Origin of the sequence: Paraburkholderia saeva (genome assembly GCF_907164555.1) — a bacterium.
GTDB classification, from domain to species: Bacteria; Pseudomonadota; Gammaproteobacteria; order Burkholderiales; family Burkholderiaceae; genus Paraburkholderia; species Paraburkholderia saeva.
In genome coordinates, this window is record NZ_CAJQZC010000009.1 from 181,049 (window position 1) to 197,054 (window position 16,006).

Consider the following 16,006-nt stretch of genomic DNA (forward strand, 5'->3'; position numbering starts at 1 on the left):
GACCTCAAACTTTTTTGATCGCGGTTTTACCGAAGAGACCTGCCGGCTTCAGCGCAAGCACGATCAGCAACAGGACGAGTCCCGGTACATCCTTGTAGCCTGTGGAGATATAAAAGCCCGTGGTGGTTTCGGCGATGCCGAGAATCACGCCGCCGACAATGATGCCCATGCCGCTCGACAGGCCGCCGATGATCGCCACGGCGAACGCTTTAAGGCCTAACACCGCGCCCATCGTCGCGCCGGTGAGCGTCAACGGCGCAATCAGCACGCCCGCGAACGCGGCCGTCAATGACGACAGCGCGTACGAGAACGTGATCACGAGGCCCGTGTTGATACCCATCAGCGCGGCGGCATCGCGGTCGTTAGCGGTCGCGACAACGGCCTTGCCGAAGATCGTCTTGCGGTTGAAAAATTCGACCGCGAGCATCATGACCAGCGCGCCGCCCACTACCAGCAGTTCCATCGGGAGCACGTTCGCGCCGAACACTTTCAGCGGCGCTTCGGGCAGCGGCGAAGGAAAGCGCAGGTCGTCGCGACCCCAGACGTTTTCGGCCACGTTCTTGAAGATGATGCCAAGCGCGATCGTCGACATGATCCAGCCGAACTCCGACTTGATCCGGATAGCAGGCCGCACGCCAATACGTTCGACGAATGCGCCCTGCAGCAGGCCGAACACGCAGACGAGCGGAATCATCAGCCAGTAATTGACGCCGAGCGTGACGAGCGTGAGGCCGACGAGCGCGCCGAGCATCAGCGCATCGCCCTGGCCGAAATTCAGCGTGCCAGAAGTGGCGAAGGTAAGTTGATAGCCGAACGCGATCACGGCGTAGATCATGCCGAGCGCGATACCGCTATAGACAAGCTGAAGCAGAATGGCCATGAATTAAATCGCCCGAAAACGTAGTGCATTGAATCCAGTGGATTCAGGAAGGACAGCGCAACGACAAGGCAAAGCCGCGCCGGCCGTGAGGCGGGCGCGGCTTGCGGTCAAGGTCTGAAGATCAGTTGGCGCTTGCCTGCTTCGCGCGCAACTGGCTGCCGCCCTTCCTGTCGTTGTCGTACGCGTAGACGACGCGGCCACCCTTCACTTCGCCGACCACCGGCACGTTCGGGCTCACGGCTTCGTGATCGTCGTGCGTGAACGGCTTGTCGTACACCATCACGACGCCTTCCACTTTCGCGTTCAGGTTCTCGAGCGCGGCGCGCACCTTCGGGCCATCCGTCGAGCCTGCCTGCGTGATCGCAGCGGCCAGCAGATAGACCGAGTCGTAGCCCTGGGCGGCCGACACCGGCGAATCGATGCGGTTGTTCTTCGGCTTGAACTCCTTCAGGTATGCGTCGATGAACGCCTTGCGCTTCGGCGTGTTCGGTTCCTGAATGAAGGTTTGCGGCATGCGGGCGCCTTCGCCGTTCGAGCCGGCGTTGTCGATGTAGTTCGCCATCGAAAGCGTCCAGCTTCCGATCAGCGGCACCTTCCATCCGAGCTTCGCCATGCCGTTCGCGATCTGCGCGAGTTCCGGCCCGATGCCGTATGTCAGCACCGCTTCAGCGCCTGCTTCTTTTGCCTTCAGCAACTGGGCCGTCATGTCGACGTCCTTGATGTTGAATTTCTCGACCGCGACAGGCTTCACACCTTTAGCGGCAAGCGCTTTTTCAAGGTCTTCACGGCCGAGCTGGCCATAGTTCGTGGAATCGGCCAGGATCGCGACCTTTTTGAAGCCGCGCTTCGTTACCGCTTCCTCGACGATCATCGGCGCCTGGATGCGGTCGGCGGCTGAGTTGCGGAACACGTAATTGTCGGGTTGATCGGTGAACTGCTTCGTCACGACGCTGCCTGTCGCGACGTTATTGAAGACGGGGATCTTCGCTTCCTGGAAGAAGCGCTGCGACGCGAGCGCGACGCCGGTGTTGATGTACCCCACCACCGCGACGACTTTTTCCTTGTTGATCAACTCCTGCGCGATCTGCACGCCGCGTTCGTTCTTCGCTTCGTCGTCGCGTTCAACCAGTTCGATCTGGCGACCGAGCACGCCGCCCGCCTTGTTGATTTCAGCTGTCGCGAGACGCACGCCATCGCGCATGCTCACGCCCATCGAAGACGACCCGCCGGTGAACGGTCCGTCGACGCCAATCTTGATCGGATCGGCCGCGTAACTACCGGTTGTCACCACACACAGCGCGAGTGCTGCCGCAACGCTTTTCAGGCGAAGTCCCATGATCGTCTCCGTAGCTTCTTTCTTTGAATGACCGACGCCCGTCGATGACGGACGCCGCCCCGATGCCTCTTGCAAGGTCATCCGGTGTCGGGCACCGGACATTATTTTCGGTGACCTAGTATAGAAATCGTAAGGTACCTGTCACATGCGGAGTTACCCGTAATAAACACTCAAGCCGATTGAAGACGTTCGTTTCGATGCACAGGAAAGGTGCGCGCGCAACGATTGGGGCCGGATGAAATCGACGCTCGCATGCTGACAGAGTCCGCAACGACGGATCGACGATAATGGCTGCGACGAAGCACTCAACGATATCGTCGGCACCGTGGAATAACACCCTGTGCCGTTTGGACCATCACCATGCCAATCAACTATTTGCGCGGCTTCGCAAGCCGCGAGCGAACCGAGACGACCAACCGCCGCCTGGGGCGCTGGCTCGCATTCGTCGCCGGTGCGGCGAACGCGGGCGGCTTTCTTGCGGTCGGCCAGTACACCTCGCATATGTCGGGCATCGTGTCTTCGATGGCCGACAATCTCGCGCTTGGCGAAATCGGGCTCGTGACGGCAGGCCTCGCTTCGCTGCTTGCGTTTTTATCCGGCGCCGCAACCTCGGCGATCCTGATCAACTGGGGGCGCCGCCGCGATGCGCACAGTCTGTACGCGACGCCATTGATGCTGGAGGCCGTCCTGCTGATGTGTTTCGGCCTCGTGGGCGCCAGGCTCGACAGCCATCATCTGTTGTCCGTCACGGCCACTGTCGCCGGTTTGTGTTTCGTGATGGGCTTGCAGAACGCGATCATCACAAAGGTCTCACGGGCGGAAATACGCACGACCCACGTCACGGGACTGGTCACCGACATCGGCATCGAACTGGGCAAGATGGCGTACTGGAACGCCCCTGGATCGGTTGCATTCCCCGTGCGCTCGGACCGGCAAAAGCTCTTGCTGCTCTCGTCGCTGCTCGGCATGTTCCTCGTCGGGGGTCTCATCGGCGCGCTCGGATTCAAGCACCTCGGATTCGTCTCCACGCTGCCGCTCGCGTTTATCCTCCTCACGCTGGCGGTTGTGCCGGTGCTGGACGACATCCTCGGCAGGGTGCCACCCCACAACCGTTAGGCCGCGCGGGGCGTACCTGCATGCGAACTGGCGATGCAGCAAGGCACGAATGCAACTGGCACATCAAACCTTTTTGGATTTCCCTGCTTTCACCTGGATATTGGCGGGTGCACTCTTCTTCGCGTTCTTCTTCAATTTGCTCAAGTTGAATTCGATAGCGGCGCGGACCAGCGCTTTTAACGCACGATCGTCAACCTTGTCGCCCTCGAAGAAATCGATCGCCCGCCTCGCGTTGCCTGCAAGGCCTGCGTTAAAGAGCCGGTCAGGGTCCGGGATGTGCGCCCCATGGGCAAAGGTCAGCTTCACCTTCCCTTTGTGGGCGTTAGCGACCGCGATCATTCCGTCGCGAGACCATACCGGGCTGCCCATCCACTTCCACTCCTCGATGATCTCCCTGTCGGCTCCAAGCATGCTCTTGCGAATGCTGGCAAACGTCTTGCCACGCCAGTCCGTGAGTCCTGCGATTAGTTCGTCGATTTTTTCCGCTGGATTCATTTGATCTCCATGCATCGAATTTAATTCGCGCTTCAGGTAATCACAATAATCATGGAGTGACTGCGTTGTCAAACCGGACGCAGATAGCAATATGACAAGGTCAGCATAATAATTGCGCTCGTGATACAGCACGGCGATACTACGATCACGATTGAACAGCCTGGGCGCTTGACCGTTGTCGCCTGTCAAAACCTTCCATATCGGTAAATGAGGCATACATGCTGAGAAAATCGAAGTTAGTCGCGCGTGTCATTTTCTTTTTCTCGACAATAACCATATGGGGCACGGCCATCGAGGCCCGGGCTCAAGTCACCGATGCACACGGCTGGGCCGGTACGGGATCGATTTCCTCGCGCTATGGAAATCTTGATTTCGTGGGCGGCTACCCCACGGCGGACACGGGCCGAAAGCTGGACGCGTTACTGGTCGTGAATCGCGCAATCGAAGCGTATCTGACCCAAATGCCGACCGTGTCGTGGTATCGGGTCTGGAAAGGCGTTGCAGAAGCAGGCACGGCAACGCCGAATCAGATGGTTGTGTGGGAGAGCCTGATGAACGCGCAGACGTTACTTCTGACCGGCAACACCGAAACGGTGTACGCCATGAGCGCACTTGATCTGAAACGCAATGGCCCGACCGTCATCGAAGCACCACCCATGTTGCTCGGCGGCGTATCGGATCTGAGGCAAAGCGAACTCGCCGGCATTGGCCCGACGGGGGCCGACAAAGGCCGGGGCGGCAAATTTCTCTTTCTGCCGCCGGGCTACACAGGCACGGTCCCTGAAGGATATATTGTCGCCCGATCACCCACCTGGAAGGCGGTGTTCGGCGTACGCGGCTTTCTCGTGGACGGCAAGCCTGACAAGGCTGTCGCATTGATGAAATCGACGAAGATCTATCCGCTGGCGCAAGCTTCGAAGCCACCGAAAATGACGTTTGTCGATGGCTCTACTTCACCTGTCGATACGGTTTTCGACGACAACTTTCAGTATTTCAGCGATCTCGCCGACATTGTCACCTCTGAGCCCGCTGACATCGTCTCTTCGACCGACCGCTTCACGCTCGCCAGCATTGGCATCGCGAACGGGACGCCTTTCTCTCCCGACGCGAACCGCAAGGCACTTCTCGACGAAGCCGCGCGTCTCGGTGGCGCCATCGCGCGTGAAAATACCTTCGCGTCAAACGATCCCGCGCGCCTCGTCTATTCAGATCGTCGCTGGGAATACCTGTTTATCGGCGGCAGTGCGACCTGGGATTCGCAAGGCTATCTGAATATCGACCGGCGTGCGGGATTTGCCTATGCCGCGATCGGCATGTCGCCCGCCATGGTGGACAAGGTAGTCGGCAAGGGATCGCAGTATGTCTGGACGCCCCGGGATGCTAACGGCGCGTGGCTCGACGGAGCGAGGAACTACCGCCTTCACCTGCCTCCCGGCATTCCGGTCAGCAATTTCTGGTCTGTCGTGGTCTACGATCCGCAAAGTCGTTCACTGCTGCAAAACGGCGAAAAATTCCCGAGTGTCAGCCAGTACACGCATCCCGTGACCAACGCCGATGGATCGGTCGACATCTATTTCGGACCAGCCGTGCCGGGGGAACAACGCGCGAACTGGATCAGAACAGTGCCAGGCAAAGGATGGTTTCCGATCATCCGGTTCTATGGTCCCTCGCAGTCCTTCTTCGACAAGACATGGAAACCCGACGATATCGTCCCTACGTCATGAGTATTCGCTGACGGGAAGGAATGAAGCGCTATGGTGTCATCGGGTACTGGAGAGTGTGTTCACCGTCGAAATGTCTTCCTGTCACCCGGATTTTCGATTGTGTTTCATTCCCCCTTTGCGCGGCCGTGGCTGAGGCGACCGCCGTTCGCGGCCGCCGCCTGATCCAGAATCCTTGTCCGGCTTCGATAGCGGTAACGTTTCTGGCGCAGCAGGTTCATCGCTGGCGTCGGCATGCAACGCGCCGTCATCCGCTTCTTTCATGATCCATTGACTGAACGCGCGCATCGCAGGTGTCGCCGGTTTCGCCTTTTGCCAGGTAAGCCAATAGCTGCCCGCGTGCACGTCGATATCGAACGGACGCTCGAGGCGCCCCATCGTCAGATCCCGTTCGAACATCGAGGCAGGGGCAAGCGCGACGCCTGCGCCTTGTATCGCGGCCTCCACCATCAGTCGCGATGAATCGAACACGGGGCCGCGCACGGGACGCGGCGCAAGTCCGGCTGCGTCGAACCAGTTCGCCCAGTCGTCGGCGCGATAGGAACGCAGGAGCTTCTCGCTGGCGAGATCGGCGGGCGCGCGCAGACGCTGCGCGATCTCCGGCGCGCAGAGCACCGACAGCGGCGCGTCGAACAGCTTCAACGCACGCGAGCCCGGCCACGTGCCGTCACCGAAACGGATCGCGAAGTCGAGGCCTTCACCAGCCAGATCGACGAGATTGTTGTTCGTCATCGTGCGTAGTTCGATGAACGGATGCGCATCATGAAACGACTTCAGACGCGGCATCAGCCATCCCACGGCAAACGTCCCGACCGCGCCGACGGTGAGCACCTCGTGAAAGTGCCCGCCTTCGAACTGCCGCAACACGGCTTCAATGCGATCGAACGCGTCGCTGAGCACGGGGCGCAGCGCGAGCCCCTCATCCGTGATCGCCAGCCCGCGCGGCAGGCGCTTGAAAAGCTTCGCGCCGAGCCGTTCCTCGAGCATCCTGACCTGCTGGCTGACGGCCGCCTGCGTGACGTTCAACTCCAGCGCAGCGCGCGTGAAACTCAGATGCCGGGCGGAGGATTCGAAGGCGCGCAGCGCGTTGAGAGGCAGATACGGTCGCATGATCGATTCATAAGAATTTCTGGGGCATCAATCAATTTATCATCGTTTGTCACCGGTCTGCGAAAACGCGATAGTGGCGGCTCTTCAAGGAGGCGCAATGGTTACGCGGCAGCGATTCACAATCGGGGGTGCGGACAATGGGTTAGCTCGTCTTGCGGGTCGGGCACCCGGTACGCTGGCAGTCAGGAGAATGATCCTGCTCGCTGCGCTTTGCGTCACAGCAGGTGCAAGCCACGCGGAAAGCGTGGAACGCGATCGCATCGGGCACGCAGTCGACGAGGCGATACGCCCGATGATGGCAAAGGACGACATTCCCGGCGTAGCGGTCGGCATCATCGTCGATGGCAGGCCTGCAGTGTTCAACTTCGGCGTGGCGTCGATCCAGACGCACAAGCCCGTGACCGGCGAGACGCTCTTCGAACTCGGCTCGGTGACCAAAACCTTCACGGCCACGCTGACTTCATGGGCGCAGGTGAACGACCAGTTGTCGCTCTCCGACAGCGTCGGCAAGTACCTGCCGTCGCTGCGTGGCAGCCCGTTCGGAAACGTAAGTCTGCTCAACCTCGGCACGCATACGCCGGGTGGACTTCCCTTGCAGGTGCCCGACGACATTCAGAACGATGCGCAGCTGATACGTTACTTCAAGGCATGGCGTCCGGCGTATGCGCCGGGCACCTGGCGTACCTACGCGAATCCGGGCATCGGTACGCTGGGCGTGATCGCGGCAAAAAGCATGAATCAGGATTTCACTTCGCTAATCGAGCAGCGCCTTTTTCCGGCGCTCGGCCTGAAGAACAGCTTCATCGACATTCCGCCCGACCGTGCAGCCGATTATGCGCAGGGCTATACGCGGGACGGCAAGCCCATTCGCATGGCGGGAGGGGTGCTGGCGCCTGAAGCGTATGGCGTCAAATCGACAGCCGCCGACATGCTGCGCTTCGTCGAAGCCAACATGAAGCTGATCAAGGTCGATTCCCAGTTGCAGCGCGCAATCACGGATACCCACACCGGCTACTTCACCGCAGGGCCGATGACGCAGGACCTGATATGGGAGCAGTATCCGTATCCCGTTGCATTGAAGTCGCTACTGGAGGGCAACGGGCCGGCGATGTCACTCGACGCGACGCCTGTGACGGCGATTGTGCCGCCGCTGCCGCCAATGAACGATGTCTGGATCAACAAAACAGGTTCGACCAACGGGTTCGGTGCGTATGTGGCGTTCGTGCCGGCGAAGCGATTGGGCATCGTCATTCTGGCCAACCGGAATTTCCCCATCGAAGACCGCGTCGCCGCTGCACACGGGATTCTCACGTCGCTCGACGACATCAGACAGTGAAAGCTGAGGTTCTCATGAACGCGTTTCGTCGTGCTCTATTCGTTCTGGTCGCCGTCGCATGCGCACCTTTCGCACGTGCCGCCGATTCGACGCCCGAGGTGAAAGAGACTGTCGTGCTGCAAAGAGTGGCCGTACCGCAAACGGACCGCGAGATGGGAATGGGCATCGCCGAATTTCCGCCCAACGCGACGAAACCGCGTCACAAGGCGACGGGCCCGGAGGTGTGCTATGTACTCGAGGGCGAGGTATCCGTGCAGATTGCCGGACAGCAGACCACAGTATTTCGCGCTGGCGAGACGTTCACTCTGCCCGCCAACGTTGTGCACGTCACGACGGCGGGTCCGGCGGGCGCGAAAATCCTCGCAGCGTGGGTTCATATACCGGGCAAGCCGTTCAACGTGCCTTCAGGCGGTGAATGAGCCATTCGTTCCGCGCGACTCGACAGGCACGTGAAGACTCGCCGGTTGGGGCTGAGATTCCCCGGCCACACGGACCGACTTAAGCTCTGATTTCGTTCACCGCCTTCCACGTCGATCTTTGCTGTCGTGTCGGGCATGGCGATCCTCAAGCGCCGTTCCCCCGAGGCCAGCACACTTTTTCAGTGTGCGAAGCCCGAGGGAACCACGGCAGTTCCGAATCGTGCGAAGTCCCTCGTCAGATCACCGCATCCCGCCACTCGCGGCAACGTGCTCGCCTGTCATCCAGCGTGCGTCATCAGATGCGAGAAACACTGCGATCGACGCAATGTCATCCGGCTGGCCCAGTCGCCCGAGAGGCGTCTGGGTGAGCGCCCATGCATCGAGGTCGGAACCAATGATCCCGGCGCTGTGGGTGCCCTCGGTTATCACCACGCCGGGGTTGATTGAATTTACCCGGATTTTCCTCGGCCCGAGTTCGCGCGCGAGCACACCGGTGATCGCATCGACTGCGCCTTTCGTGCCGCTATAAACGGCACTTGCCGGCGGCGTAATCGTCGTGACGACCGAACTCACATTGACGATACTCGCCCCCTCGCCCAGGTGACGCACAGCGGCCTTCGTGGTGAGCAGCACACCGAGTACATTGGTGTTGAACTGTTTGTGGAAATGCTCTTCCGTGACATCTTCGATCTGTGAGAATTCATAGATTCCGGAATTGTTGACGAGGATGTCGAGGCGGCCGTACGTTTCGATGGCCGCGTTGACGATGCCTTGCGCGTCTGCCTCTTTTGATACATCGCCACCCACGGCGATCGCCTTGCCGTTGGCTGCGGTAATTGTCGCAACGACCGAATCGGCGCCTGCCTTGCTGCTGGCATAGTTGACAACCACTGATGCGCCCTCGGCCGCAAGCGCCACTGCTATTGCGGCCCCGATACCCTTGGATGCGCCCGTAACGACGGCTACCTTACCTGCAAGCTTACTCATGATCTTTGCCTTGGAGAGATGTTGTGCTGTGAGAGCTGATCGACAGTTGATCGAACCATCTGTCAGCGACCACGCAAATCTAGACGTCTGAGCGCTTGCGATAAAGGCGCTGAGAACGAATTGACTGGATGGATTTCCCGAACAATCGAAGGGCGACCGCGACGCGACGCTTGGGTCGCGCTACCAGGAGGGGTTGTGGTTGTTCGATGCCTTGCGCGACATATTTCTGGATATGCCGGCACTTCCCGATTCGAATCGAAGCGCGACGTTGTTGAACCGACCGTCGTGCACCTTGTCTTGAGTAACTTCGCCCCGATAGTGGCATCGAGTGTCGAAGACCAACTAGACCTTCCACGGTGCGACGGCCGTGGGCAATGAACCGCGGCTGGACAATAAGGACGCGCAATACCTTTAGACGCAAAGCGTTTGCGGCAAGCACTGCACGCCGTGCTCAAGTGCCGGAAGCGTTCGTGCAGTCGCAGGTGCTGCGGGGAGGAGTCGGTTATCTGGGCGGCGGGAGCGAAGGATCGAGCTTCGCCGATTCCCTGACGAGTTGGTCGGTCATTGCGGCCGCGACCGGGTTCGAGCCCGTGCCTGGTTTCGAGCTACGCTGGTCCAGGGCGGCGCGGGTGGCGGACGTATCCGGTGGCGGGAGCGAAGGATCGAGCTTCGCCGATTCCCTGACCAGTTCGTCCGTTTCCGGTGTCGCGCCCTGAGTCGTGATCGCGCGACGGTCGAGCCCCTCTTGTCCACGGTGGGCGGGCTGCGCCGAAACCACCTTCGGCGTACCCGCCTCGTGCACGTTCACCGTCGCGACTGCCGTCGATGGAGCCTGCTTCAGTTGTGCGGGCGGTTTCGGTTGCACGGCGACCTGTGCGGCGAGTGGACTGGCTGCAGACGCGGCCGCCGGGGGCGCAGGGACGCCTGCCAGCGCGGAAGCCGGAGCGGGAACCGCGGGCTGGTGTGCGAGGGCAGCGTCGCCCGGGATTACCGCGGATGGCCCCGAATGGTCGATACTGCCTTCCGTCACGTGATCGCTGATGCGCGAATCGACAACGGGAGGGCGCGCGGAGTCATCGATGGCTGTGACTTCTGCCGTTGCGCGGCGGTCGTCCTGAAGGAGCATCAGGTACGTGGTCCCTGCTGCGCAGAGCAGCAGCCCTCCGACAATCATCGAAATCTTTCGGGTATTCATCATACTTGCCGACGGATCGTTCAAACCTCATGAACCACCCATGATAAACGACCGGCCACTGCTTTTATCAGACGAATACGGGTTGGTCCAATGATGGCGGGCGACACACCATCCGCAGCAGAAGAGTCCGCGCTAGCGGCCAGGGTTCAGGCAGCAAGCGGCGGTCGCATGTCTTCAAAGACGCCCGGATGGGTGAGCGCAAGGCGCCCTCTACCTGCTCGCCGATGCCACCTCGAGGCGCTTGCGCTGCAGGAACCGGCGCACGGCCGGATCGCGCTCGAGTCCGATCGCGAGCTCGTACGCGCCGAGCGCTTCAGCCGTCGCGCCGGTGCGCGCGAGCAGGTCGGCGCGCGCGGCCCAGTACGGCTGGTAGTCGGCGAGCCGTGGATCGGTGGCATACGGTTCCAGCGTGTCGAGCGCCGCCTGCGGGCCATCCCGTTCCGCCACCGCGAGCGCGCGGTTAACCGCGACCACCGGCGAGGCCGCAATCGCGAGCAGCGCATCGTAGAGCTGCACGACTTCGTCCCAGTTGGGACGACGCGTCTGGCAGCGGTGCACATGTGCCGACTGCAGCGCGGCTTCGAGCTGAAAGCGTCCGATTGCGTTGAAAGTGTTCGCGCGCCGTAGCAGTGCGTCGGCTGCCTCAAGCATCGGCGCGTTCCATTTCGCCGGGTCCTGAGCCGACAGCGGCACATAGTCGCCGGCCGCATCGCGCCGCGCATCGCAACGCGCCTGCGCATACAGCATCAACGCGAAGAGGCCAAGCGTCTCTGGTTCCCCGGGCAGCAGTTCGACGAGCAGTTGAGCAAGAAACAGCGCCTCGCCGGTGAGATCGCGTCGTCCGGTATCGCAGCCGACCGGGTCAGTCCACCCTTCCGCATACACCGCATAGACCGCTTCGAGCACCGCAGCGAGCCGGTCGCGCAGTTCCTCCCGCTCGGGCACGCTGAACGGAATGCCCGCTTCGCGGATCTTGTTCTTCGCCCGCACGAGTCGCTTGCCCATCGCAGCGGGCGACATCAGGAACGCCGAAGCAATCGTCTTCGCCTCGAGCCCCAGCACCACCTGCAGCATCAGCGGCGTACGAATCGCAGCCTCGAGCGCAGGGTGCGTGCACGCGAACAGCAGTGCAAGCCGCCGGTCGGGCAACGCGCCCGCTTCGGTTCCGTCGATCTCGTCGGCAAGGATCGTGAGCTGGTTGACCACTTCGTCGCCGGCTCGGCGATGACGCGCGCTGTCGATCGCCCGGCGGCGCGCGACCGTCATCAGCCACGCTTCGGGATTCGCCGGGGAGCCACGCTCGGGCCAGTCGGCGAGCGCGGCCGCAAACGCGTCGGCGAGCGCGTCCTCGGCGGCCGCGACATCGCGCGTGCGCATCGCCAGCAGCGCGACGAGCTTGCCGTAGCTGCGACGGGCAACCGCCTCGGCAATCGCACGCGCGGCGCCGCCGGCGTCACGGCCGCAACCGGACGAACTCATGCAGCAGATGGCGCGTCGTACGGGGCAGTCCAGACCGGACGCACTTCCATGAGTCCGTGCGCCGCGCCGGGACAACGCGATGCCCACGCGATCGCCGCGTCCAGGTTGGGCACGTCGATCAGGTAGTAGCCGGCGAGCTGCTCCTTCGAATCGGAATACGGTCCATCAAGTACCTGCGGCTTGCCGTCGACGAGCCGCACCGTGGTCGCCGTATTCGTGTTCTGCAGCCGGTTGGCACCCACCAGAACCTCCGCTTTTTTCAACGATTCGGTGTACGCGTGATACGCGGCGACACCTTGCTGCCGCTCGCTGTCGGTCATCTGGTTCCAGCCGTTTTCCTGGGAATAAATCATCAGCAGGTATTGCATGTGAGCCTCCGTCATGGGGTTGAGGCGGGGAAATGACATCGAGCCGCCATCACAATGACGCGCGGCCAGCATGCTAACGGACAGGCTGCCTCGAAAAAATCGCGAACGAAGCGCCGGACGATTTTTTTAAGCGATCGCCTGGTCAAGGAATCCGGGTTCCCCCCAATCATCGGGCAACCCATCCGGGGTTCCGTCGATCCGATCGCTGTGAACGCAAAGTGTGCACCGGAACCCGGCTACCTGGCCAGCACAGGCATCTGGAGGGAGGCGCAGGTGCCACCGGTGTGAATGACATGGGGCGCCGCTGCTGGCGGGGACATACTCGCGTATCCCCGGCATCAGCGCGCCCAGAAGACTTCGCCAGCCAGTACGTTGACCGGGTGCACACATGACGGCACTGCATCGACGGTGTGCGCGGTAGAATCAACCCTCTCTCTTCATCGCGTAGCCCTTATGACGCCACGCATTGAATCCGGATCCGCCGATCCGGCAGATCATCAGCAGGGTATCGAAAGCGCCGCCGCGGCGCGAGGTGGGAACGTGCCAATTCCGGCTATCGTTCCAGCGCAATCCGCTCTGCTGGTCATGCATTATCAGACCGACGTCCTGAAGTTATTTCCGTCAGTCGCGCCCACTTTGCTCGCCAGCACGCGCAAGCTGTGCGACGCAGCGCGCGCCAGAAGCATTGAAGTCTATTTCGCGCAGATCCGCTTTAGTCCGGGCTATCCGGAGGTGAGTCCGTTGAACAAAAACGGACAGGGCATCAAACAACTGGGGCTTTTCGTCAACGACAGGATCTCGCCAGCGCTGGGCCAGCAGGCCGGTGAACCACTCATCATCGCGCATCGCGCCAGCGTGTTCTTTGGTACCGATCTGGAGGCACGACTTGCCGCGAAGGGTATCGATACGCTGCTTATGGCAGGTATAGCCTCGACCGGTGTCGTGCTGTCATCGATTGCCTATGCGAGCGATGCGGATTTCCGCTTATTCACGGTCAAGGATTGCTGCTACGACCCGGATCAGGTCGTGCACGATCATCTCTTTTCAACCGCGTTCGATTCACGGACGACAGTGCTCTCGCTCGCTGATGCCTTGTTGTTGCTGGCCTGACCGTGCCTGGCTGCGGCTCGACGCTTCACTCAAAAAACAGCAGCGCCCGCAGTTCGATGCTACGGCGCGGCGGTGCATCCGCGGGTGAAGAGGGATCATCGAATGCCGTATGCGCGGTCAGCCGCGCGACGTCGTCCCCTGCCGAATCGTAAATCTTCAATAGCAGCACTTCTTCCGGCGTCATCTGCGGAAAGTAGTACCAGCGGTGTCGCGGATTGAACACGAAGGCATAGGTTTCGCCGACCTTGTCGGGATAGATGAGATCCGACGGCACGAGATCGTTAAGTGCGATGCTACGCGCGTCACACAACGCAAGCGGTGACGATTCGACCGTCGACCCGACCGGACGCCACAGGTTGACGATCGCCACCCTGCCCTTGAGCAGTGCTTCGGCCTCATCCGGCGGCAGGTGGTCGCGCACGCGTCGCGGACCGGACACGAACGTCTGGTCGTTATGAATGTACTTGACGGGCTCACGGACGCCCTTAGCCCGCGTCGCCTCGCCGTCCCGTAGCGTGTGATCGAAAATGACGACACGCTTCGCGCCCGTCGAGCGCCTGAGCAGCGCCTCCGATTCCGGGTAATACACGTGCTCGATCGCGTCCGGGTCGGAGAAGTCGCGCAGTTCACTCGTGTGGCGTCGCAACTCGAAACCGTTCCGGTCAAGCGACAGTCCGCCCGGGGGCGGCGAAACGCGCGCATTGGTGACGCTCACACGGTGCATCCGGTACGTGCCGCTGCGCAGCGGCACGCCGGCAGGCGGCTCGTATGCGTATGTGGCGGGCTTTTCTCCCGTCGCGACAAGATAGTTCAGATCCGCCTCGACGGCGGCGGCCTGCTCAATGACGATATCGCTCATTACCTGCGCTCCCGATATGCGCGTCCAGATCAGTCCGGCGATATTTCACCGATGACATGAAACATATCGAACGTGTAGCCCATGTTGAAATAGCCGGCGCGCGCGTAGACAGCAATCCGTTCGAGCCGTTCGGCATTCTCCAGTGGCGTACGTTCTGCCTGCGCGCCCTTTTGCCGGTTGCGTGCTGCCTGGAACGGACGGAATAGCGCTTGACCGTAACGCAATGCGAAGTTCATCGACATGCTGTGCCCTCCTGCGCCTGGCGATATCGATGGAATCTAGTCAGTGGCAGGGCATTGCACAAACAAGCATTTGTGCAATGCATTTGCGAGGCGCCGCCGGTCCACCCATCGAAGCGCCGGTGAATAAGCTAAGAACAAAATATTGGTTGGTGCCGGGCAGGAATTCGCTAACGTGAGAGGCTCGCATAACGATTCGCGCGCGCGTGATCACGTCTGGAACGCCATGCAGCACACTGCCGACAAGCTAGCCGACTGGCTGCTCTCCAGCCTCGAACTGAAGAGCACGATTTTTCACGTCGGCCAGTATTGCGGTACATGGCAGGCGTCCACGGCCGGCCGTCAGCTGGCGAGCTTTCACGTCGTGCTCCATGGCGAGTGCTGGCTGCACCTGCCCGCCAGCGCGGAGCGCGAAGCACACAGTCTGCGCCTGTCTACTGGCGACGCCGTGTTCCTGCTGCGCGACATGCCGCATTGCCTTTCGCCCGATCCACACCCGCCCGCGCGCGGCCACGAGAGCGAGCGTTTCGGCAGCATGTCGCCGCTGGTTTCCCCGGCAGGTACGTCGGCGCTGGCCGTCGGCGGCGTCGGGATCGCATGCGGATTCTTCGAGTTCAACTCGGCGCTCGACGACATGCTGCTCAGCCTGCTGCCCGATCACATCGTCGCGCGCCGCGACAATCCGTCGCTCGACGGAGCGCGCGCCGTGTTCGAGCTGGTTCGTGCCGAAGCGCTGCGCAATGGACAGTTGCCTTCGCCGGTCATCTCGCGTCTCACCGACCTGCTGTTTGTCTACGCACTGCGAGCGCTCCGTACCGACGACGAAATCGATCCGTGTTTCTGGTCGCTGATGCGCTGCGCGGAATTCGCGCCACTGGTGACCGCGATCATCGAATCGCCCGGCGAACGCTGGACCACCGACACGATGGCGACGTTCGCCCACATGTCGCGGGCCCGCTTTTGCAAGCACTTCGTCGAGATTTCCGGGCAACCGCCCGCGCAATTCGTCACGCTGATCCGGATGAAGCTGGCTGCGGCAATGCTCAGGAGCGGCGCACGCACGCCCGACGCCGCGGAGCGCGTCGGCTATCAGTCGGAGTCCGCGTTCTCCCAGGCATTCAAGCGCGTGACGGGGGTTCAGCCCGGTGCATGGCGGCGCGCCTCGATCGCCCACGATGCCGTCGATATGCAGGCCGCCGCCGAAACAACAAGCGCTGCCGCACTGCACTGATCGCGACACGCGCACGCGTGTCGTCATCGTTATCGTTATCGTCATTCTCATCGCGAGACAGATTCGCAGAAACCGCAGACAACGGCGCATTGTGGACGCCCCCTGCGGCTACCACAATCAAGGCC

General features: G+C 61.5%; 15 protein-coding genes and 1 pseudogene. 6 read left to right on the top strand and 10 right to left on the bottom strand.

What is annotated here, in order from left to right:
- Positions 1–4: 4 nt before the first annotated feature.
- The gene (locus LPA36_RS22205; RefSeq protein ID WP_228881565.1) at positions 5–880 is read right to left on the bottom strand and encodes a branched-chain amino acid ABC transporter permease; all 876 of its coding nucleotides are present in this window, start codon (positions 878–880) and stop codon (positions 5–7) included.
- Positions 881–1,001: 121 nt separating this feature from the next.
- Positions 1,002–2,216, bottom strand: a complete 1,215-nt coding sequence (locus LPA36_RS22210) for an ABC transporter substrate-binding protein (protein ID WP_228881567.1) — start codon at positions 2,214–2,216, stop codon at positions 1,002–1,004.
- A 360-nt stretch (positions 2,217–2,576) separates the two neighbouring features.
- On the opposite strand from LPA36_RS22210, the gene LPA36_RS22215 reads away from it, so the two are divergent.
- Positions 2,577–3,332 (top strand): YoaK family protein, encoded by a 756-nt coding sequence (locus LPA36_RS22215; protein WP_228881570.1) that lies wholly within the window; start codon positions 2,577–2,579, stop codon positions 3,330–3,332.
- Positions 3,333–3,395: 63 nt separating this feature from the next.
- On the opposite strand, the gene LPA36_RS22220 is transcribed toward LPA36_RS22215, so the two are convergent.
- Complete coding sequence (locus tag LPA36_RS22220; protein ID WP_228881573.1) at positions 3,396–3,827, bottom strand: DUF1801 domain-containing protein; 432 nt, start codon at positions 3,825–3,827, stop codon at positions 3,396–3,398.
- 551 nt (positions 3,828–4,378) lie between these two features.
- Between LPA36_RS22220 and LPA36_RS22225 the strand changes: the two genes are divergently transcribed.
- A complete protein-coding gene (locus LPA36_RS22225) occupies positions 4,379–5,551 on the top strand; it encodes a DUF1254 domain-containing protein (protein ID WP_228881585.1) in 1,173 nt (390 codons plus the stop codon).
- A 249-nt stretch (positions 5,552–5,800) separates the two neighbouring features.
- On the opposite strand, the pseudogene LPA36_RS22230 reads toward LPA36_RS22225, so the two are convergent.
- Positions 5,801–6,658, bottom strand: a pseudogene (locus LPA36_RS22230) (LysR family transcriptional regulator); the annotation flags it as partial.
- A gap of 190 nt (positions 6,659–6,848) precedes the next feature.
- Here LPA36_RS22230 and ampC point away from each other — a divergent pair.
- Entirely contained in the window at positions 6,849–7,994 is a 1,146-nt protein-coding gene (gene ampC / locus LPA36_RS22235) for a class C beta-lactamase (RefSeq protein WP_228881588.1), read from the top strand.
- Positions 7,995–8,008: 14 nt separating this feature from the next.
- On the top strand, positions 8,009–8,413 hold the full coding sequence (locus tag LPA36_RS22240; protein WP_228881589.1) for a cupin domain-containing protein: 405 nt from the start codon (positions 8,009–8,011) through the stop codon (positions 8,411–8,413).
- A gap of 240 nt (positions 8,414–8,653) precedes the next feature.
- Here LPA36_RS22240 and LPA36_RS22245 read toward each other — a convergent pair whose 3' ends face one another.
- The 4 genes from LPA36_RS22245 to LPA36_RS22260 form a co-directional block, all read right to left on the bottom strand.
- Positions 8,654–9,400, bottom strand: coding sequence for a glucose 1-dehydrogenase (locus LPA36_RS22245; RefSeq protein ID WP_228881592.1), 747 nt, complete (start codon positions 9,398–9,400; stop codon positions 8,654–8,656).
- Between the two features lie 502 nt (positions 9,401–9,902).
- Positions 9,903–10,574, bottom strand: a complete 672-nt coding sequence (locus tag LPA36_RS22250) for a hypothetical protein (RefSeq protein WP_228881594.1) — start codon at positions 10,572–10,574, stop codon at positions 9,903–9,905.
- Between the two features lie 231 nt (positions 10,575–10,805).
- Complete coding sequence (locus LPA36_RS22255) at positions 10,806–12,074, bottom strand: RNA polymerase sigma factor (RefSeq protein WP_228881597.1); 1,269 nt, start codon at positions 12,072–12,074, stop codon at positions 10,806–10,808.
- Positions 12,071–12,442: a YciI family protein gene (locus tag LPA36_RS22260; protein WP_171925839.1), complete on the bottom strand. Its 372-nt coding sequence runs from the start codon at positions 12,440–12,442 to the stop codon at positions 12,071–12,073. Before LPA36_RS22260 ends, LPA36_RS22255 begins: the two co-directional genes overlap by 4 nt.
- 453 nt (positions 12,443–12,895) lie before the next feature.
- Here LPA36_RS22260 and LPA36_RS22265 point away from each other — a divergent pair, with 453 nt between their 5' ends.
- Complete coding sequence (locus tag LPA36_RS22265) at positions 12,896–13,552, top strand: isochorismatase family cysteine hydrolase (protein WP_228881599.1); 657 nt, start codon at positions 12,896–12,898, stop codon at positions 13,550–13,552.
- A 25-nt stretch (positions 13,553–13,577) separates the two neighbouring features.
- Here LPA36_RS22265 and LPA36_RS22270 read toward each other — a convergent pair whose 3' ends face one another.
- Positions 13,578–14,411: a CmcJ/NvfI family oxidoreductase gene (locus LPA36_RS22270; RefSeq protein WP_228881602.1), complete on the bottom strand. Its 834-nt coding sequence runs from the start codon at positions 14,409–14,411 to the stop codon at positions 13,578–13,580.
- A 29-nt stretch (positions 14,412–14,440) separates the two neighbouring features.
- On the bottom strand, positions 14,441–14,653 hold the full coding sequence (locus LPA36_RS22275) for a hypothetical protein (protein WP_228881605.1): 213 nt from the start codon (positions 14,651–14,653) through the stop codon (positions 14,441–14,443).
- Positions 14,654–14,876: 223 nt separating this feature from the next.
- Here LPA36_RS22275 and LPA36_RS22280 point away from each other — a divergent pair, with 223 nt between their 5' ends.
- Complete coding sequence (locus LPA36_RS22280) at positions 14,877–15,881, top strand: AraC family transcriptional regulator (protein WP_228881847.1); 1,005 nt, start codon at positions 14,877–14,879, stop codon at positions 15,879–15,881.
- The last annotated feature ends 125 nt before the right edge of the window (positions 15,882–16,006 follow it).